General features: G+C 66.9%; 17 protein-coding genes and 1 pseudogene. 5 read left to right on the top strand and 13 right to left on the bottom strand.

What is annotated here, in order from left to right; translation table 11 throughout:
- Positions 1-143: 143 nt before the first annotated feature.
- Positions 144-719 (bottom strand): annotated as a pseudogene (locus AC5Y47_RS13050) (TetR/AcrR family transcriptional regulator); the annotation flags it as partial.
- 151 nt (positions 720-870) lie between these two features.
- Between AC5Y47_RS13050 and AC5Y47_RS13045 the strand changes: the two are divergent.
- Complete coding sequence (locus AC5Y47_RS13045; protein WP_499944411.1) at positions 871-2,472, top strand: MFS transporter; 1,602 nt, start codon at positions 871-873, stop codon at positions 2,470-2,472.
- A gap of 111 nt (positions 2,473-2,583) precedes the next feature.
- Positions 2,584-3,252 (top strand): PE family protein, encoded by a 669-nt coding sequence (locus AC5Y47_RS13040; RefSeq protein ID WP_499944410.1) that lies wholly within the window; start codon positions 2,584-2,586, stop codon positions 3,250-3,252.
- A gap of 2 nt (positions 3,253-3,254) precedes the next feature.
- Here the strand turns inward: AC5Y47_RS13040 and mftG are convergent, their stop codons facing one another.
- The 7 genes from mftG to mftA all read right to left on the bottom strand — a co-directional run bounded on the left by mftG (position 3,255) and on the right by mftA (position 9,787).
- Positions 3,255-4,694, bottom strand: a complete 1,440-nt coding sequence (gene mftG, locus AC5Y47_RS13035) for a mycofactocin dehydrogenase MftG (protein ID WP_499944409.1) — start codon at positions 4,692-4,694, stop codon at positions 3,255-3,257.
- A gap of 8 nt (positions 4,695-4,702) precedes the next feature.
- On the bottom strand, positions 4,703-6,115 hold the full coding sequence (gene mftF / locus AC5Y47_RS13030; protein ID WP_499944408.1) for a mycofactocin biosynthesis glycosyltransferase MftF: 1,413 nt from the start codon (positions 6,113-6,115) through the stop codon (positions 4,703-4,705).
- Complete coding sequence (gene mftE / locus AC5Y47_RS13025; RefSeq protein WP_499944438.1) at positions 6,112-6,810, bottom strand: mycofactocin biosynthesis peptidyl-dipeptidase MftE; 699 nt, start codon at positions 6,808-6,810, stop codon at positions 6,112-6,114. Before mftE ends, mftF begins: the two co-directional genes overlap by 4 nt.
- A 217-nt stretch (positions 6,811-7,027) precedes the next feature.
- Positions 7,028-8,203 (bottom strand): pre-mycofactocin synthase MftD, encoded by a 1,176-nt coding sequence (gene mftD / locus AC5Y47_RS13020; protein WP_499944407.1) that lies wholly within the window; start codon positions 8,201-8,203, stop codon positions 7,028-7,030.
- A gap of 2 nt (positions 8,204-8,205) precedes the next feature.
- Positions 8,206-9,387, bottom strand: a complete 1,182-nt coding sequence (mftC, locus tag AC5Y47_RS13015) for a mycofactocin radical SAM maturase (RefSeq protein WP_499944406.1) — start codon at positions 9,385-9,387, stop codon at positions 8,206-8,208.
- Complete coding sequence (gene mftB / locus AC5Y47_RS13010; protein ID WP_499944405.1) at positions 9,384-9,713, bottom strand: mycofactocin biosynthesis chaperone MftB; 330 nt, start codon at positions 9,711-9,713, stop codon at positions 9,384-9,386. The genes mftC and mftB overlap by 4 nt, the downstream gene beginning before the upstream one ends.
- Positions 9,698-9,787, bottom strand: a complete 90-nt coding sequence (mftA, locus tag AC5Y47_RS13005) for a mycofactocin precursor MftA (RefSeq protein ID WP_036352637.1) — start codon at positions 9,785-9,787, stop codon at positions 9,698-9,700. Before mftA ends, mftB begins: the two co-directional genes overlap by 16 nt.
- Before the next feature lie 89 nt (positions 9,788-9,876).
- Here mftA and mftR point away from each other — a divergent pair, with 89 nt between their 5' ends.
- The 3 genes from mftR to AC5Y47_RS12990 all read left to right on the top strand — a co-directional run bounded on the left by mftR (position 9,877) and on the right by AC5Y47_RS12990 (position 12,367).
- Positions 9,877-10,470, top strand: a complete 594-nt coding sequence (gene mftR, locus AC5Y47_RS13000) for a mycofactocin system transcriptional regulator MftR (protein ID WP_499944404.1) — start codon at positions 9,877-9,879, stop codon at positions 10,468-10,470.
- A gap of 155 nt (positions 10,471-10,625) precedes the next feature.
- Positions 10,626-11,135, top strand: a complete 510-nt coding sequence (locus AC5Y47_RS12995) for an RNA polymerase sigma factor (RefSeq protein WP_499944403.1) — start codon at positions 10,626-10,628, stop codon at positions 11,133-11,135.
- A complete protein-coding gene (locus AC5Y47_RS12990) occupies positions 11,132-12,367 on the top strand; it encodes a VOC family protein (RefSeq protein WP_499944402.1) in 1,236 nt (411 codons plus the stop codon). The genes AC5Y47_RS12995 and AC5Y47_RS12990 overlap by 4 nt, the downstream gene beginning before the upstream one ends.
- Positions 12,368-12,434: 67 nt before the next feature.
- Here the strand turns inward: AC5Y47_RS12990 and AC5Y47_RS12985 are convergent, their stop codons facing one another.
- From AC5Y47_RS12985 to fusA, 5 genes are all read right to left on the bottom strand, one after another.
- Entirely contained in the window at positions 12,435-13,607 is a 1,173-nt protein-coding gene (locus AC5Y47_RS12985) for an NAD(P)/FAD-dependent oxidoreductase (protein ID WP_499944401.1), read from the bottom strand.
- Positions 13,608-13,632: 25 nt separating this feature from the next.
- Positions 13,633-14,448, bottom strand: coding sequence for a mycofactocin-coupled SDR family oxidoreductase (locus AC5Y47_RS12980; protein WP_499944400.1), 816 nt, complete (start codon positions 14,446-14,448; stop codon positions 13,633-13,635).
- Between the two features lie 147 nt (positions 14,449-14,595).
- Complete coding sequence (locus AC5Y47_RS12975; RefSeq protein ID WP_499944399.1) at positions 14,596-15,414, bottom strand: SHOCT domain-containing protein; 819 nt, start codon at positions 15,412-15,414, stop codon at positions 14,596-14,598.
- 147 nt (positions 15,415-15,561) lie between these two features.
- On the bottom strand, positions 15,562-16,752 hold the full coding sequence (gene tuf, locus AC5Y47_RS12970) for an elongation factor Tu (RefSeq protein WP_499944398.1): 1,191 nt from the start codon (positions 16,750-16,752) through the stop codon (positions 15,562-15,564).
- Positions 16,753-16,833: 81 nt separating this feature from the next.
- Entirely contained in the window at positions 16,834-18,939 is a 2,106-nt protein-coding gene (gene fusA, locus AC5Y47_RS12965; protein WP_499944397.1) for an elongation factor G, read from the bottom strand.
- Between the last annotated feature and the right edge of the window lie 12 nt (positions 18,940-18,951).

Genomic DNA, 18,951 nt, shown 5'->3' with positions numbered 1-18,951 from the left:
ACGAGGCCCCACACACCGGGTCAGAACCGACCCTAGCTGGGCTTATCCGAGCCTACGCGCGTGTCCCCGCCCTCGCCGCGAGCAGACGCAGAATCGCCCAAATTGGGCCGCGATAGGGCGATTCTGCGTCTGCTCGCGCCAGAAGCGCCATGCGCCTGGGCGCGCTGCACGTGCAGGAAGCCGTCGACGGCCGCCTGCACCGTCTCGCGGTAGTCGAAGTCGGGCAGCGTGGACAGCCGACCCAGTGCCAGCGGTCCGATCAGCAGCGCAATCGCCCGGGACCGGTCCACCTCGCCCAGCTCGGCCGCCGCCTCGGGACTGTCGAAGATCACGTCGAACGGCGCCGCGTACTGCTGCGCGATGCGCTCGCGCAGCGTGCTCATCGCGCTCTCGGCGGCCTGACCCCGACGCGGTTCTGGCAACTCCTGCAGATCGGACCCCAAAGCCAGCCACGCGGTGGCCGTCAGCGCGGCGGGAGCTTCGGCGATCACCTCGGCCTGCGCCAGCAACAGGGCTATCAGCCGGTCCCGCAGCGAACCTTCCGCCGGCGGCATCGGCGCCGCCGGGATCAGGCTGCTGAAAGTCGCTGCCAGCAAATCATTTCCGCTCGGAAAGTGCCGATACAGGGTGGCCCGCGCCACGTTTGCCGCGCGGGTGACCGCATCGATCGTCACCGCGCTGGGACCCCCGGACCGCAACAGCGCGGCAGCGGCCTCCAGCAACCGGGCCCTGGACCGCGCCGGGCGGGGATCTGTGTCACTCCCCCCGTCGATAGTGATGCACCTCCCTGTTTCGGCTCGGGCCTCACCGTCTATGCACGAGACCGTTAGTCTCGGACACTACCTCGCCCCCGAAAGGAGGCGCAGCACCATGGTCGAAACACTGGTACGACCTGATGAGACCCTGCTCCCACCCGATCAGCGTACTGAGACCCCAGACGTCGGCAGCAGTTCCCGCGCCCGGACGTGGACACTGGTCGTGGCCTGCGTCGCAGTGTCACTGGTGGTCGCGTCGATGACCGCGCTGAATACTGCGTTGGGCGATCTGGCGGTGGCCACCTCCGCTTCCCAGACCCAGCTCACCTGGATAGTCGACGGCTACACCCTGGCGTTGGCCTGTCTGCTCCTGCCCGCGGGCGCCATCGGCGACCGCTACGGCAGGCGCGGCGCGCTGCTGACCGGGTTGACGATCTTTTCCCTGGCGTCGATTGCGCCGGCGCTGCTGCATTCCCCGAGCCAGATCATCACCGGCCGCGCGCTCGCCGGCGTCGGGGCCGCATTGGTGATGCCGGCGACGTTGTCATTGCTGACCGTGGCCTATCCGAAGGAGCAGCGCATCAAGGCCGTCGGTATCTGGGCGGGCACCGCGGGCTCCGGCGGCGTACTGGGCATGCTCGGCTCTGGTGTGATCCTGCGGTTCTGGGACTGGCATGCGATCTTCTGGGCACTGGGAGCCTCCGGCGCGGTCATCTTCGCGATGGCCTGCACGGTCGCACCGTCACGCGACCGCGCTGCCCCCCGGGTGGACTGGCTCGGCGCCGGCCTGATCGGCTCGGCGATGGCGATCTCGGTGTTCGCCATTCTGGAAGCGCCCACCCGGGGCTGGAGCGACTCGATGGTGTGGGGCGGTCTGGTCGCCGGCGCTGTCGTGATCGGGATCTTCGGATTCGTCGAATACCGGAAACGCCAGCCGCTCTTGGACGTTCGACTGTTCGGCAATCCCGCCTTCACCACCGGCGTCGCGGCGATCATCGTCCTGTTCGGCGCCACCTTCGGCTTCTTCTATCTGGCCATGCAGTACGTGCAGCAGATCATGGGCTACTCGCCGCTGATGACGGCAATTGCGCTCGGCCCGTTCATGATCCCGTTGGGGATCCTGTCGGCCACCTCCTTCTGGTATGTGCCTCGGCTGGGCCTGCGCGTGGTGCTGTTCTCCGGCACGCTGTTGATGGCTGTCGGCTTCGCATGCATGCACGGCATCGGGTTGCACTCGACCTATCTCGAGTTCGCTTGGCCGACATTGATTCTCGCGTCAGGCATCGGCTTGTGCACGGCGCCGACGACTTCGGCGATCATGGCCGCGGTACCGGATGCGAAGCAGGGAGTTGCCTCGGCCGTGAACGACAGCGCGCGTGAGATGGGCGGTGCGCTGGGAATCGCGGTCGCCGGCTCGATTCTGGCCGGTCGCTACACGCACGAGCTGGGCACGGCACTGTCCGACTTCCCTGCGTCCGTCCGTGGCCCGGCCGCCGACTCGCTGGCCAAAGCCATGGAGATCGCCGACCGCATGGGACCACCGGGGGACCGGCTGGCCGTCCTGAGCAAGACGGCGTTCCTGACCTCGATGCACGCCTCCACGACCGTGCTGGCCGTCATCGTGGGGATCTTCGCGGTCCTGATCGGTCTCTGGGCGCCCGGGCGGGACGGTCGTCAGCTGCGCCCGATCCGGCGGATGCTCGCCGGGCGGCGCTGACGCATTTCGGCAAAACGCCACGGCGGACCTTCCCACCCCGTTACCATCGATCGGGGGCATGGTTCGTAACCGGGCACGCGGACTCTATCTAGGCAAGCTGGGGGAAGCGGAATGTCGTATGTGATCGCTGCGCCGGAGTACGTTGCCGCGGCGGCAACGGATTTGGCGAATATCGGTGCAGCGATCAGCGATGCCGGCACGACGGCGTTGGCCCCGACAACAGGGGTGTTGATCCCCGCGGGCGCGGATGCCGTGTCGGCGGAGATCGCGACGCTGTTCGGGGCCCACGCCGAGGCTTTCCAGGCACTCAGCGCGCAAGCGAGCCAGTTTCACAACCAGTTCGTGCAGCTGATGAGTCTCGGCGGGCAGCAGTATGGCCTCAGCGAGGCCGCGAACAACTCGAGCATTCAGGCCGAAGCCGCGGTGCCCCAACCGACAATGGGACACTCGGTGCTCAGCCAGGGCGCCGCTGTGGCGCCTGCCGCCGCGCAGACGGTGGCACTCACTTCAGGACCGTTGGGGCCGGGGGGCTCTGCGACAGCATCGGCGGCTACGCCGGTGGTTTCGCCGGGGTCGGCAGTAGCGGCGGGATCGGTGGGGTCGGTGAAACGTCAACCGATCCCGCCGCTACCGACTGGCCCCGAAGAGGTTGTGGAGGTGGGCGGTTCGACGGCCGCGTTGTCTGCATTGCCGGCCCCGCTGGCCGCCCGCGCGACGCCGACGACGGCGTTGTCGCCGGGCCCGCGATGGGATGCTTCCGAACAGTCGGCGTCCGCCTGATCTCAGGCAACGAATTCGGCCGCACGGTGCGCCAGCATCACTATCGTCGCGTGCGGACCGCGGCTGGGTACCACCGGCAGCACCGAACCGTCGATCACCCAGAGGTTGTCCAAACCTGTTACCCGACAGCGGTTGTCGACGACCGCGTGCGGGTCACCATCGGCCCCCATCGGTGCGCTGCCGCACAGGTGCTGCGATGTCGACCACACATCAGGACCGATATGCGTTGCCGCGCCGAACAATTCGCGAGCCAGCTCGCTGCCGGCACGCAACGCCGAAACGTCGGCCGGCTCGCTGTCGTAGCGATGCCGGATGCGCGGCGGCACGTCGGGATCCGGCGACACCAGCGTGACACGTCCACGCGCCCGGGGACGCATGAGCGCCACACCGATGTGCGGCCAGTCGCGGTGCCCGGCGGTGCCGTCTCCGGTCATCGCCACGAAACCACCTGTGTAAGGACGGATCTCGATGCCGTCGGCAGTGCTCAACACCACCTCCAGGACCGGACGATCCACTGCCACATCCCAACTGGTCGGCATCACCCATTCCGGGTGGTCACTGCAGCGCATCCCGACCGGCAGCTTCGCGCGCACACCCACGCCGGCAGCGCGCAGCACCGCCTCCTCCCCTATGCCCGAGAGCATCAGCAGTTGCGCTGACCGAATCGCGCCTGCGCACAACACGATTCGATCCGCGCTGAACGCGATGGGGCCATCGGGCCCGACGGCGTCGACCCCCACCGCCGTCGCCCCGGAGAAACGCACACCGACCGCACGCGTATGCGCCTGTAGCGTCAGGTTGGGACGTCCCAGCGCGGGTATCAGAAACGCGGCTCCCGAACCGGTCCGGACGCCGTCGACGATGTTCAGGGGTACCGCGCCCACGCCCGACGGCAGCCGCGGCCCGACGTCGTTGAGATCCGGAAGCCAGGAGTACCCGGCGCGACGGGTCTCGGTGACGAAGGTTTCGCTGGCGCCGGTCATTTCGGAGGTCCGTTGTACCGGGATGGGTCCGCTGCCGCCGTGCGCGGGCGTGTCGAAGTCGAGGTCGGTCTCGATGGCCCGAAAGTGCGCGAGCACGTCGGACCACGCCCAACCGGGAATGCCGAGTTCGTCGAAATCGCCGGGCAGCGCGCGGCAGAAGTAGCCGCCGTTGACCGCCCCGGAGCCGCCCACCGTCGTCCCCCGCACGATCGGGAGCTGGCGCACCGGGTGATCGGTCAGGGTGGTCAGATAGCGCTCGGCCAGCGGGCTGTGCACGCCGATCGGCAATTGCAGACCGTTGCGGGTCCGGGACGCCGCGGCGGCGTCGTCGAGTCCGGGGCCGGCCTCCAGCACCCGCACCGAGCAGCCGGAATCAGCGGAAAGACGTTCGGCGACAACTGAACCGGCACTTCCGGCGCCCACGATCAACACGTCGCTGTGCCGAGCGGCTGCGGTCAAGGTGGCGGTTACGTCCGAATCTGCGGCTTGAGCGCGCCCAGGTTGCGTTCGCGCACCACCCCGCACCACAGGCCGATCCCGTAGGCCAGATCGTCGACGCGCTTGAGCAACAGGAACGTCAGCAACCCGATCGGTTCGGCGTCGTCCTCGACGGCGTCGCGGCGGCGAAGCCAGTCCGCCACACCGTCCAATATCGCCGCCACCACCACCACCCGTCTGCAGTGCCGCGACAGGATCGCCGCAACCAGCGCGACCGGCCAATAGTGCCGGCACAGCGCGGATGCCAGCTGCAGGGCGGCCGACCACAGGCCCCGGGTGGCGACCACGATCACGTCCCACAATGTCGTCTCGGCGCTGCGCATGGCCCGGGCGATCCGCCGGCCGGTCAACACCGCGATCACCACCGAGGCCAGTCGCGCGATGCCGGTACCGAGTGACATCAGGATCCAGGCCATCAACGCCCAACCGGAAATCACCACCGGCGCGGTCTTGTCGGGGTGCCGCACCGACAGCGGAGCCGCCGAACCGCCGTAGAAGGCCTTGCGCGCGATCCAGTCCCGCAGTTCGGTCCGGTGGTCATGGGCGACCTGGGCGATCGGCTCGTACCGCAGCCGGGCGCCGGCTTCCACCAGCCGCCAGCACAGGTCGACGTCTTCACCGGAGTGCATCGTCTCGTCGAAACCGCCGACTTCCCGGATTGCCGACGTGCGGCACACGATCGCGGCGCTGGGAACATAGGACACCGTGCTGTGCGGCAATACCGGCGCCTCCCGCAGACCGAGGTCCAGCGACGAATGCACCGCCTCGTACCTGGCTATCACGTTCTCGGTCTGCGCCAGCCCGACAATGCGGGGAGCGACCAGTGCGACGGTGGGATCGCAGAAGTGGCCCAGCAAAGCTTCCAGCCATCCGCGCCTGGGCGCCACGTCGGAATCCAGGAACGCGACGAAGTCGGTGCCGCAGGCGGCCAGGCCGGTGTTGCGGGCGGCCGCCGGACCCTTGCTGCGAACGTGATGCAGCACTTCGATGTCGCAGTGGGAGCCGGCGAAATCCTCCACCTCGACCGGACGCGACGAACCGTCGTCGACGACGATGACGCGCAGCCCACGTAGCGAGGTCACCAGTCGGCGCACCCCGATCACGTTGTCGCGCACCGGTATAACGATAGTGACGTCACGATGCGACGGTCCCGATGCCGGGCGCGGATGCGCCACCGTGGCGTCGAGCAGGGTACGGGCCAACTGGGCGCTGACTTCGTCGCTGACCTTGAGGCGTCCGTCGGACAGCATGCTCTGGGCGGCCGGCGCCAATCGCAGCAACCGGGTCGGCGACCCGCCGAGCAGGGCTCTGCCGTCGCCGAGCACCCGCACGCGACGATCGACCTGCACGGCAAACCCGTCCGGCAGCCTGGTCGCGGTCACGTCAACATCCCGTCGGGCCCGGGCATCCACCGGGCGAGGCGACGCTCGGCGTCGTCGACCATCTCGGCGAAGATCCTTTTCCCCTCGACGGCGGTCGCGGTGGTCGGGTCCCCCAGCACGCCGATCCGGCTCACCGCCGCAACCCCACCCTGCCGCATCGACGGCAGCAACTCGCCCAGCGGCGCCTCGTTGCCGGTCACCACCCGGTCGGTGCGGACCTCGTCCGGTGAGATGTGCAGCAACACCGATGTTTCGGTGTGCCCGGCGTGCGCGTCGCCGCCGGTCGTCACACAGGGGCACCAGCCGGCGTCGCGGCCCTCGGATCGCAGCACCCGCAGCGCGCGGCGCAGTGCATCGACGTTGCCACCGTGGCCGTTGACGAACACCAGTCGATGCGCCCAGCAGGTGGCCGACCGGCCGTACTCCACCAGCAGCATCGTCAGGGCTTCGATGCCGATCGAGATGGTGCCGGGGAAACTCTGGTGCTCGCCGCTGGCGCCGTAGGCGATCGGGGGGGCCACCAGCCAGTCAAGACGCTCCGCGGCAGCACGCGCGACGGCCGTCGCGATGCGGGTGTCGGTGTCCAGCGGAAGGTGCGGGCCGTGCTGTTCGGTGGATCCCAACGGGATCAATATTGACGGCGGGGTGGATATTGAGAGTTGCTGCGACGTTGCACTCCCCAGTTCGCCGAGCATTGGCACTCGCCGATGGTAGGACGAATTAACCTGGCGTGCACCAATTGTTGCCCTATCTACCGAATTTTTTTTCCGCCATCTCGACCGACGGACAAAATCGGTGCTCGTAAGCCACGACTGCCACGTCCGTATCAGCTTTGTGGGTAGCGACATTTAAAGCTCTTCCGGGACAACCAACTCTGTGGTACAGGGAGCGTTACCCGAAATCGCCGTTGCCCTAACGCGCGCCCAACTCCCGGGTGAACCCGTCGGGAATCAGAATGTCGTCCGCGGTGAGGTCGTGGATCGACGAATGCCCGAGACCCATCAGTGCGGAGTCGATGCCTCCGTGCAGGATGTCCAGCACGTTTTCCACACCTGCTTGGCCGGCCGCGGCCAGGCCCCACAGGTAGGCACGCCCGATCATCACCGCCCGCGCCCCCAGCGCCACGGCTTTGACGACGTCGCTACCACGCCGGATGCCTCCGTCTAGCAGCACTTCGACCTGGTCACCGACGGCGGCCGCCACGGCCGGCAGGGCCCGGATGGACGCCGGTGTGCCGTCCAGGTTGTTGCCGCCGTGATTGGACACCGAGATCGCCGAAACACCTGCGTCGACAGCCCTTTTGGCGTCGTCGACGCGCATCACGCCCTTGAGCATGAACGGTCCGCCCCAGAAATCACGCAGCCAGGCGATGTCTTCCCAGGTCGGCGGGGGGGTTCCCATCCACTCGCCGTAGGCGTTGAAGAACGGCGGGCCCGGCTCGCCGCGTCGGCCCTGGTTGGGGACCCGTAGATCCGGCGGCCGCAGTGTCTTGCCGAACTTCCACAGCCAGCGCGGCTTGGTGATCGCCTCCGGCGACATGCGCAGCATGGTCTTGAGGTTCATTTCTTCGGGGATCTTGGGGCTGCCCCAGTCCCGTCCGTGCGAGAACGTCCAGTCGGTGGTGACGATCAGGCCGACGGCACCGGCTTGCCGTGCCCGCTCGGCCCGCTCGGCGATCGCGTCGCGCCCGCCGAGCCAATAGATCTGGAAGAAAATCTTCGGGTTGGCGGCGATGACCTCTTCGATGGGCTTGCTGGCGAACGACGACAATCCCATCGCGGTGCCACGCGCGGCCGCGGCCCGTGCCACGGCCACCTCCCCGTCCGGGTCGACGGCCTGGACACCGGTGGGCGAAATCAGCACCGGCAGGGAAATGTCCTGTCCCATAACAGTCGTCGACAGATCGCGCTTTTCGCTGGCGCCGACCACGTGGGGCGCAAAACCGAGTTCGCTGAACGCCGCGACATTGTCGGCAACCGTCACGCCTTTTTCACTGGCCGAAATCAAAGACGAATAGACCGATTTCGGTAGTCTGCGCTTAGCGCGTTGTTGGGCAATAGCGACAGTTTCAAACCATTGGTCTGCCATAGCTATACGGGACTTTCGTTACAGAATCTGCTCGGCGGCCGCATCGAGAGAGTGAGCGGCACCGGAGTGCCGATCCGTTTGCCGCGCGAATGGTCGACGCGGGGCCGCGGCGTCTCGCGCTCGGTGGCCAGGGCCGGCGCACCGTAACCCTGGACGCATTCGGGATCCGGGCCGTCCAGCGGCAGGCCGGTGAAGAACTTGGCCGCCATGCAGCCGCCCCGGCAACTGTCATAGTGGCCACAACTGCCGCAGGCTCCCGCCGACTGGGGCTCGCGTAGCTCGCGGAACAGGGGCGCGTTCTGCCACACGTTCTGGAAACCATCGTCGCTCAACACGTTCCCGGCCAGGAACCGGTCGTGGATGGCGAACGGGCACGCGTAGACGTCACCCACCGGGTCGATCAGGCAGACCACCCGGCCGGCGCCGCACATGTTGAGCCCGGCCAGTGCCCCGGACTGGCCGAGCGGCGCCAGGTGGAAGAACGAGTCTCCGGTGAGCACCCGCTCGCCGTGGGCGACCAGCCAGTCGTACAGCTGGACCTGCTGGGCGGCGGTGGGGTGCAGTTCCTCCCAGACGTCGGCGCCGCGCCCGGACGGCCGGAGCCGGGTGATGCGCAGCGTCGCGCCGTAACGGCTTGCCAGCGCGGCGAATTCGTCGAGCTGGTCGACATTGTGCCGGGTGACCACCACCGAGATTTTGGCGTCCCGGAAGCCCGCGTCGGCGAGGTTCTGCAGCGCACGAACCGCCATGTCGAAGGAGCCGGGACCACGCACGGCGTCGTTGACCTCGGCGGTCGCGCCGTCCAGCGAGATCTGGACGTCGACGTAGTCGCTGGCTGCCAGTCGCTCCGCGACCTCGGGCGTGATGCGCACACCGTTGGTGGAGAACTTCACCCCGACATGGTGTTCGGTGGCGTAGTCCACCAGCTCCCAAAAGTCCGCGCGCACAGTGGGTTCGCCGCCGCCGATGTTGACGTAGAACACCTGCATGCGTTCGAGCTCGTCGATGATGTCCTTGCACTGGCGGGTGGACAACTCCCGGGGGTCGCGCTTGCCCGACGACGACAGGCAGTGCACGCACGCCAGGTTGCAGGCGTAGGTCAATTCCCAGGTCAGACAGATCGGCGCATCCAGTCCGCGTTCGAACTGCTCGATGAGCCTGGGCACCTTCGCGGGCGCGGTCATTGGTCCTCCTGCGGCAGCAGCATCTTCGAATCGGCCAGCACACCCAACGCGTGCAGATACGGCCCTTGGTCGGCGGCGTCGACGCCGGCAGCGTGCAGCGCCGAGCGGACGTCGGAATGGTCGGCCAGCGACTGCACCACGGTGAGGATGGTGCGGTTCTTCAGGAACGACAGCTTGCGGGTGCCGAAGTGATACAACAGCGCCCCAAAGGGTTCCGGCCGGACCGCCACCTGCGGATGCAGACGCCAGCCTCGGTCGGGGTCGAACACGCCTACGTCAAGCTGCCCGGCCTGCGCGGGCGCCGGCACGGTCAGTAGACCCCGCACATGCCGTCGATGGACACCTCTTCGACGAGGGTCTCGGTGACGAGCTCGGTCTCGGTCTGGTTCTCGTTGTCCATGCGGGTGGCCTTTCGTGAGGGGTCTCGACAATGCCGAGTGGTTCTGGTCACAATATGGCATCGAGTGCCGTAATGGAAGGGCGGATGTGATGCTGCACGAGTCGCGCGTCGGCCGGCGTCGCTCGACGACCCCGCTGCACATCGCCGACGTCGCCATCGACCTGTTCGCCGCCCGCGGTTTCGCCGACGTCAGCGTGGACGACGTCGCCCAGGCCGCGGGCATCTCGCGGCGCACGCTGTTCCGCTACTACGCGTCCAAGAATGCGATCCCGTGGGGCGAATTCGACAACTATCTCGGCCAGCTACGCGAACTGCTCGACAACGTCGACCCGCAGGTACCGCTGCGCGAGGCGTTGCGCGCGGCCCTGCTGGACTTCAACACCTTCGACGAATGCGAAACCGCACGCCACCGGCAGCGCATGCGGGTGATCCTGGAAACCGCTGAGCTGCAAGCGTATTCGATGACGATGTATGCGGGCTGGCGAGACGTGATAGCCGGGTTCGTGGCGCGCCGGACGGCAACCAAGACCACCGACCTGCTGCCGCAAACCGTGGCCTGGACGATGCTGGGGGTGGCGTTGAGCGCCTACCAGTGCTGGCTGAGCGACGAGTCCGTCCCGTTGCCGGACGCGCTCGGCAACGCCTTCGACGTCGTGGACGCCGGGCTGGACGGGCTCGGGTGAGCACGGCGCACCCGCACGTACGGCGCGCACGTTAGTGGCGCGAGCAGACGCAAAAGCCCCTCATTTCGGCACGAAATGGGGGCTTTTGCGTCTGCTCGCCAACTTTTCCGCAGCCTGGGCGTCGGATTTCGCGGCGCCGACGCGACGATAAGGGTGTGAGCGCCCAATCGGACCGCCATGGCGACGCAGCCCACGCGCTGTTGGCGTTGTACGACACGGCGCTACCCGTGGTGTACGGCTACTTCGTCCGCCGCTGCCGCGATCGTGGGACGGCCGAGGATCTGACCTCCGAAACCTTCTTGGCCGCTCTGCAGACCGCGCGGAAGGACGACCGCACCCCGGTCGGGGTGCCGTGGTTGCTCGGTGTGGCGCGACACAAGTTGGCCGATCACTATCGGCGCAAGCAGGATCCCGAACCGGTCGCCGACCCGCCCGCTGAGTCTCTCGACGAGTGGGACGCCGAGCTGGACCGGTTGGTCGCCGAGAGCGTTCTGACGCGGTTGAGCGACTCACATCGCACGGTGCTGGTGCTGCGCTACATGGACGACTGCACCGTCGGGCAATGCGCCGAATTGATCGGGCGCACTGTGCATGCCACCGAGGCGCTGCTGGTCCGCGCGAAAAGGGCGTTCAGACAACAATATCCGGAAGGGGGCACGTCATGAGTCAACCCGACCCGCTGCGCGTGCTGCACACCGAAGACCTTCCGGTGCAACCCGATCCGGCATTCGCGGCCCGACTGCGACGCCGGTTGGAGTCCGCTTTGGCACTACCCGTGGAGAGGATCGACATGAGCACTACTGAACTGGACGTGACGGTGGTCCCGCGCCCGGCGGCGCTGCCCTACCTGTGCGTGGCGGACGCGCGGGCGGCGATCTCCTGGTACGCCGATGCGCTCGGCGGCGTGCTGGTGGGTGAACCAATCGTGATGCCGGATGGGCGAATTGGGCACGCGGAGATCGCTCTGGCTGGTGGGGTGCTCTACCTGGCCGACGAGTATCCCGAATTGGGCTTGAAAGCTCCTGCGCCGGGCGCGGTTTCGGTGAGCCTGATGCTGTCGGTCGAGGACACCGACACGGCGCTACAGCGCGCACGCGAGCACGGCGCCGACGTCGTGCGCGAAGTCGAGGAGAGCCACGGATCACGCAACGCCACCATCGTCGACCCGTTCGGCCACCGCTGGATGCTCACCGGCCCGGTTGGCGCACCCATCCGGCACGGCGACGTCGGCTACATCGCCGTGCGGGTATCCGACGCCGGCCGCGCGGCCGCGTTCTACGGTCACGTGCTGGGCTGGACCTACGATCGCGACTCTCATCAGGTGACCAACACGGATCTGCCGACCGGCATCGTCAGTCACGACGGTCCCCCGACCTTGTTCTGCTGCTACGCGGTCACCGACCTGGCGGCCGTCCGCGCGGCGATCACCGAAGCCGGCGGCAGGACCGGCGACACACGTCAGACCGCGCACGGCACCGTCCTGGACGCGATCGACTCCCAAGGCGCACCCTTCGCAGTCTTCGAAGCAGCACCGGGACGTAACCGCCCACAGCTCAACGGATCTGGGCCGGGCGAGGTGTCCTACCTCACCTACGAGGCAACAGACTCCGCGGCGTTCCGCGACTTCTACGGCCGGGTGCTGGGGTGGACGTTCGAGGCGGGCCGCGTCGCCGACGGCTGGGCGGTGCAGAACGCGCACCCGATGTCGGGCGCCGCCGGCGGCAGTGCAAGCCCGAGCATCGTGCCGATGTGGACCGTCGCCGACATCGACGCGGCGGTACAGCGGGTCCGCGAAGCCGGCGGTACGGTGCTGGCCGAACCGTCGCGGCAGCCCTACGGACTGTCCGCCGAATGCGCCGACGACCAGGGAGCGCGGTTCTACCTGGGCCAGTTCTGATGGCGCGAGCAGACGCAAAAGCCCTTCATTTCCCGCAGGAAATGGGGCTTTTGCGTCTGCTCGCCAGCTAACCGAGCATCTCCCCGATCGGCGTCGCGTTGGCGATCTTGCCGCGCACCTTCATGACCTTGCCGGGCAGTCCGCCGCCCACGACGCCGACGAACACACCGTCACGCTCGTAGTACGCCAGGAACTTGCGCCCGTCGTCCTCGACGATGTGCACGGTGTCGGTGGCTTCCGGCTCGCCCAGGCACTGGATCTTGACGTCGTACTGGTCGCTCCAGAAGTACGGGACGACGACGACCGTCGGCACTTCCCGCCCCAGCAGGGCGGGCACCACGACGCGGGCCTGGTCGGCGACGTTGCTCCAATGTTCAACGCGCGCTTGGTGTCCCGTGGGATCCTTCCAAGACGCCACATCACCCAGCGCCCAGACATGTGGTGCGCTGGTGCGGCCGGTCTCGTCGCAGATCACGCCGTTGTCGATCTCGACGCCGCTGCCGTCGAGCCAATCGGTCGCCGGGTGCGACCCGATGCCGATCACCACCAGGTCCGCGGACACCTCCGTGCCGTCGGTGAGCACCACGGTGTCGACGTGCCCGTCACCGCGAATCTCGGCCACCCCGAGTCCGGTCCGCACGTCGACGCCCTCGGCACGGTGCAGGCGCGTCACCAACGCGCCGATCTGCTCGCCGAGGACCGACGCCAGCGGAGTGGGTTGCGGCTCGACCAGAACCACGTCCACCCCCAGGCCGCGCAGGCTGGCCGCCACCTCGCAGCCGATGAAGCCGGCGCCGATGACGACCGCCCGGGTTGCCGACGAAGCATGCGTGCGCAGCGCCATGCTCTCGTCGAACGACCGCAGCACCCGGACCCCTTCCAGGTCGGGGAAGCTCGGAATCCGCCGCGGCACCAGACCGGTGGCGATGACGAGTTCGTCGTAACCGAGGGCAGTTCCGTCGGCCAGTGTCACGGTCTTGGCTGCGGTATCCAGACCGGTGGCCGCCGAGCCGAGCCGCAGCGTGATGTCCTTCTCGTCGTAGAACTCGCGAGGTTTGAGCGCCACATCGTCGACCTCGCTGCGCAGCACTTCCTTGGACAGCGGCGGCCGGTCGTAGGGCAGGTGCACCTCGTCGCTGACGATGGTGACGGGGCCCTCGTACTCCGCGCGGCGCAACTGCTCGGCGGTCCGGGCGGCGGCGAGTCCACCCCCGACGATCACGATTCCGTTGTTGGTCACGTGGAGTTCATAGCACGCTGGCTGGTCAGTACTTTAGGGCACCCTTATCCACGGGAATCTGCGTGCCCGAGAGCGTGCCGGAACCGTCGCCGGCCAACCAGACGACGACGTCGGACACCTCGTCGGCGGTCATGAATCCCTTGTACTGCATAGGCATTGGCGGAAAGCTGTGCACGAAGCGAGGGTGCTTGGCAAACACTTCCATCATCGCCTCCGGCTCGATCATCGGGGTGTCGACCGAATAGGGGTGGATGGAGTTGACTTTGATGCCGAATTCGCCGAGCTCGATCGCCAGTGTGTTGGTGAGCGCGGTCAGGCCGTACTTGCTGGCTGCGTAGTGGCCGTTGCCCGGGGTCGCCTTCAGCCCGGCCGACGAGCTGACCACCACGATCGAGCCGCCGTTACCCGCCTCGATCATCGCCGGAATGGTGGCGCGCAGCGTGCGCCAAGTGCCGGTCAGGTTGACCCCGATCACGGTGTCCCACTGCTCGTCGGTGAGTTCCCACACCCGTCCCCAGCCGAGCACACCGGCGTTGGCCACCACGATGTCCAGGCGGCCGAACTGCTCGACCCCGTCGGACACCAGCTGCCGCAGCGCCGCGTCGTCACGGACGTCGACCTGACGCGCCAACACCTTTCGGCCCTCGGCTTCTACCGCGGCGACGGTCTCGTCGAGATCCTGCGGCGTGGCTGCGGTGTAGGTGATGGTGTCCGAGACCGGCGCGCAGATGTCGGAGGCGATGATGTCGGCGCCTTCGCGCGCCAGCCGTACCGCGTGCGACCGGCCCTGGGCGCGGGCCGCGCCGGTGATGAACGCGACGCGTCCTTCGAGAGATCCCATCCGGTCAGGTTAACAGCGAAACTGAAACGTGTTCTAGTCCGCCCTCCTATCCGGCGAACAGACGCAAAAGCCCCTCTTTTCGGCACGAAAACGGGGCTTTTGCGTCTGCTCGCGAGGCCCAAGCGACCGGCCCTCGGCGTCGCGAGTTCAGATCTCGGCGATGATCTGCGCGCGCCGGCTCGCGTATTCCTGGTCGTTGAGCACACCGTCGGCGCGCAGCGAGTCCAATTCCTGCAGCCGGTCGGCGATCGAGGCCTGCGGGACCGCGAACTCCGCGGCCACCGCCGCGCCCTGCTGAACGGGCTGCTGACCGGCCGCCCGCCGCACCACGGTCAGAACCTGCTGGCGCAGCACGGGATTGGACCGGATATCCACCATGCGGTTGAGCGGAACGTTGTTGGCCTTGAGGATCTGCAGGATCTCCATCAACGGCTCGGTCTGCCCACTGAGGTCGTAGGTCCGGTTGTCCTCTTCGATGGTGAACTGGGCCGGCATCTGTCCGGTGACCAAAGCGCTTCGCTCCCAGTCGATTCGGTATTGATTGGTGGCGGGATCGACCAAGACGACGCACTTGCGGGAGGTCAGCACACCAAGTCGCGAGATGCTGGCGATGACCCGGTCCTCGCTGTCGAACGGCGCGATGCCCGGCCCGGAGATGTGTAGATGTACCTTGACCAGGGGCTGCTCGTTGATCCGGGTCCCGGTCTCGGTCAGGCCCACGATCTGCGCGAGTGCCAGCACGCCGTGCTGCTCGAGGAACTCCGATTTGGCGGCCGACTTGGCGCCCCAGTTGGTCAGGGCGAGGGCGATGAACACGTCGGCCACGGTGATGAGCAAGCCGACATAGAACATCCAGGACAGCACGTCCTGGAATGGCATGAAGAAGTAGACGACCAGGAATATCGGCCCGACCAACCCGCCGCACAACAGCACCAGCAACTGCATCTTGATGTAGCGCGCCAGCATGTGACCACCCCTCATTGAGCCGGAAAGTTGCCGTCACAGTAGCTTCCACGCCGCGGCTACCGATCACAAGAATGGTGCGCGAGAAGACGCAAAAGCCCCCGAAAACGCAAGTTTGCGGGGGCTTTTGCGTCTGGTCGCGCAGGAACGCTACTTGATGATCTTGGTGACCCGGCCGGCGCCGACGGTGCGGCCACCTTCCCGGATCGCGAACCGCAGACCCTCGTCCATGGCGACGGGCTGGATCAGCTTCACCGAGATGTTGGTGTTGTCACCGGGCATCACCATTTCGGTGCCCTCCGGCAGCGTCACCACACCGGTCACGTCGGTGGTGCGGAAGTAGAACTGCGGACGGTAGTTGTTGAAGAACGGCGTGTGCCGGCCGCCCTCGTCCTTGGACAGGATGTAGACCTGGCCCTCGAACTCGGTGTGCGGGGTGGTGGTGCCGGGCTTGATCACGACCTGGCCGCGCTCGACGTCCTCACGCTTGACACCACGCAGCAGCAGACCGACGTTGTCACCGGCCTGACCCTGGTCGAGCAGCTTGCGGAACATCTCCACACCGGTGACCGTGGTCTTGGTGCTGGTCGGCTTGATGCCGACGATCTCGACTTCCTCGTTCACATTTACAACACCGCGCTCGACACGGCCGGTCACCACGGTGCCACGACCGGTGATGGTGAAGACGTCCTCGACGGGCATCAGGAAGGGCTTGTCGGTGTCGCGGACCGGGTCCGGGATCGACTCGTCGACGGCGTCCATCAGGTCCTCGACGGACTTGACCCAGTCGGCGTCGCCCTCGAGCGCCTTGAGCGCCGAAACCCGCACGACGGGGGCTTCCTCGTCGAACTCCTGGGCGGCCAGCAGCTCGCGGACCTCCAGCTCGACGAGCTCGAGCAGCTCCTCGTCGTCGACCGCGTCCGACTTGTTCAGCGCGACCAGGATGTAGGGCACACCCACCTGACGGGCGAGCAGCACGTGCTCACGCGTCTGCGGCATCGGGCCGTCCGTCGCGGCGACCACCAGGATCGCGCCGTCCATCTGGGCGGCACCGGTGATCATGTTCTTGATGTAGTCGGCGTGGCCGGGGGCGTCGACGTGCGCGTAGTGACGCTTCTCGGTCTGGTACTCGACGTGCGCGATGTTGATCGTGATACCGCGCTGACGCTCCTCGGGGGCGTTGTCGATCTGGTCGAACGCCTTCGACTCGTTCAGGTCCGGATATTTGTCGTGCAGGACCTTGGTGATAGCCGCGGTCAGGGTGGTCTTGCCGTGGTCAACGTGACCGATGGTCCCGATGTTGACGTGGGGCTTGGTCCGCTGGAACTTCGCCTTCGCCACTTCTGTGTCCTCCTGGACTGTTGGTGCTTAAAAAAGCAGTGTTTGTTTTTCTGGTTGTGCCGCGGTGGTAACCGGGCCAGCCTACTCGCCGGTCGCCTTGGCGATTATTTCCTTCGACACGTTCGCCGGTACTTCGGCGTAGTTGTCGAACACCATGGAGTAGTTCGCCCGGCCTTGAGTCTTGGACCTCAGGTCGCCGACGTAGCCGAACATCTCCGACAGCGGCACGTGCGCCTTGACGACGCGCGCACCCGCCCGCTCCTCCATGGCCTGGATCTGGCCACGGCGGGAGTTCAGGTCGCCGATCACGTCACCCATGTAGTCCTCGGGTGTGGTGACCTCGACGGCCATGATCGGTTCCAGGATGACCGGTTGCGCTTGCTGCGCAGCCTTTTTCAGCACCTGCGAACCGGCGATCTTGAACGCCATCTCCGACGAGTCGACCTCGTGGAAGGCGCCGTCGAGCAGGGTGACCTTCAAGTTCACCAACGGGTAGCCGGCCAGCACGCCGTACTGCATGGCGTCCTGCGCACCGGCATCCACCGACGGGATGTACTCCCGCGGGATGCGCCCACCGGTGACCTTGCTCTCGAACTCGTAGGTGGCGCCGTCCTCGCTGGTGAACGGCTCCAGGGAGATCTGCACCTTGGCGAACTGGCCGGACCCGCCGGTCTGCTTCTTGTGGGTGAACTCGACGTTCTCCACCTTGCGCCGGATGGTCTCCTTGTAGGCCACCTGCGGCTTGCCGACGTTGGCCTCGACCTTGAACTCGCGGCGCATCCGGTCCACCAGGATGTCCAGGTGCAGCTCGCCCATGCCGCCGATGACGGTCTGGCCGGTCTCCTGGTCCAGGTGCACCTTGAAGGTGGGGTCCTCCTCGGCGAGCTTCTGGATCGACAGGCTCAGCTTCTCCTGATCGCTCTTGGTCTTGGGCTCGATGGCCACCTCGATGACGGGGTCGGGGAAGGTCATCGACTCCAGCACGACCTGGTTGTTCGGGTCGCACAGGGTGTCGCCGGTGGTGGTGTCCTTCAGACCGATCACCGCGTAGATGTGACCGGCCGAAGCCGTGTCCACCGGGTTCTCCTTGTTGGAGTGCATCTGGAACAGCTTGCCCAGCCGCTCCTTCTTGCCCTTGGTCGCGTTGATGACCTGCGAGCCGGAGTCGACCTTGCCCGAGTAAACCCGGACGTAGGTCAGCTTGCCGAAGAACGGGTGCGCGGCGACCTTGAACGCCAGCGCCGCGAACGGCTCCTCGGTCGACGGGTTGCGGGTGATCTCTTCGTCTTCCTTGCCCGGCACGTGCCCGATGGCCGGCGGCACGTCCAGCGGCGACGGCAGGTAGTCGACGACGGCGTCGAGCATGGGCTGCACGCCCTTGTTCTTGAACGCGCTGCCGCACAGCACCGGGTACGCCTCGGAGCTGATCGTCAGCTTGCGCAGCGCACCCTTGATCTCCTCGACGGTGAGCTCCTCGCCGCCCAGGTACTTCTCCAGCAGCGTCTCGTCGGTCTCGGCGACGGCTTCGAGCAGCTTGGTGCGGTACTCCTCGGCCTGCTCGGCCAGGTCGGCCGGGATCTCGACGGTGTCGTAGGTCTCCCCCAGCTTGGTCTCGCCGCGCCACACCTTGGCGTTCATCTCCACCAGGTCGACGACGCCCTCGAACTCGCTCTCCGAGCCGATCGGCAGCTGGACCGGGATGACGTTGGCGCCGAGGCGCTCCTCCATCGTGCGCACCGAGAAGTAGAAGTCCGCACCGATCTTGTCCATCTTGTTGACGAAGCAGATACGCGGTACGTCGTACTTGTCGGCCTGCCGCCAGACCTGCTCGGACTGCGGCTCGACGCCTTCCTTGCCGTCGAACACCGCGACCGCGCCGTCCAGCACCCGCAACGAGCGCTCCACCTCGACGGTGAAGTCCACGTGCCCAGGGGTGTCGATCAGGTTGATCTGGTGGTCTTTCCAGAACGTGGTGGTAGCGGCGGAGGTGATGGTGATGCCCCGCTCCTGCTCCTGTTCCATCCAGTCCATGGTGGCGGCACCGTCGTGCACCTCACCGATCTTGTAGCTGATGCCGGTGTAGTAGAGGATGCGCTCGGTGGTCGTGGTCTTACCGGCATCGATGTGCGCCATGATGCCGATGTTGCGGACCTTGCTCAGGTCGGTCAGAACGTCCTTCTGTGCCACAGAAGTCTTCCC

The organism is Mycobacterium sp. NGS22, assembly GCF_059813095.1.
The sequence above is the reverse complement of the archived record's forward strand: the minus strand, read 5'-3'. Positions and strand labels throughout refer to the sequence as shown.

What these genes read in the sequence shown, in the direction of transcription:
- AC5Y47_RS12980 (WP_499944400.1), bottom strand. Translation starts at nt 14,448, where the DNA reads ATGGGATCTCTCGAAGGACGCGTCGCGTTCATCACCGGCGCGGCCCGC.
- mftE (WP_499944438.1), bottom strand. Translation starts at nt 6,810, where the DNA reads ATGCTCGGCGAACTGGGGAGTGCAACGTCGCAGCAACTCTCAATATCC.
- mftD (WP_499944407.1), bottom strand. Translation starts at nt 8,203, where the DNA reads ATGGCAGACCAATGGTTTGAAACTGTCGCTATTGCCCAACAACGCGCT.
- mftC (WP_499944406.1), bottom strand. Translation starts at nt 9,387, where the DNA reads ATGACCGCGCCCGCGAAGGTGCCCAGGCTCATCGAGCAGTTCGAACGC.
- mftA (WP_036352637.1), bottom strand. Translation starts at nt 9,787, where the DNA reads ATGGACAACGAGAACCAGACCGAGACCGAGCTCGTCACCGAGACCCTC.
- AC5Y47_RS13045 (WP_499944411.1), top strand. Translation starts at nt 871, where the DNA reads ATGGTCGAAACACTGGTACGACCTGATGAGACCCTGCTCCCACCCGAT.
- AC5Y47_RS13040 (WP_499944410.1), top strand. Translation starts at nt 2,584, where the DNA reads ATGTCGTATGTGATCGCTGCGCCGGAGTACGTTGCCGCGGCGGCAACG.
- mftR (WP_499944404.1), top strand. Translation starts at nt 9,877, where the DNA reads ATGCTGCACGAGTCGCGCGTCGGCCGGCGTCGCTCGACGACCCCGCTG.
- AC5Y47_RS12990 (WP_499944402.1), top strand. Translation starts at nt 11,132, where the DNA reads ATGAGTCAACCCGACCCGCTGCGCGTGCTGCACACCGAAGACCTTCCG.
- AC5Y47_RS12975 (WP_499944399.1), bottom strand. Translation starts at nt 15,414, where the DNA reads ATGCTGGCGCGCTACATCAAGATGCAGTTGCTGGTGCTGTTGTGCGGC.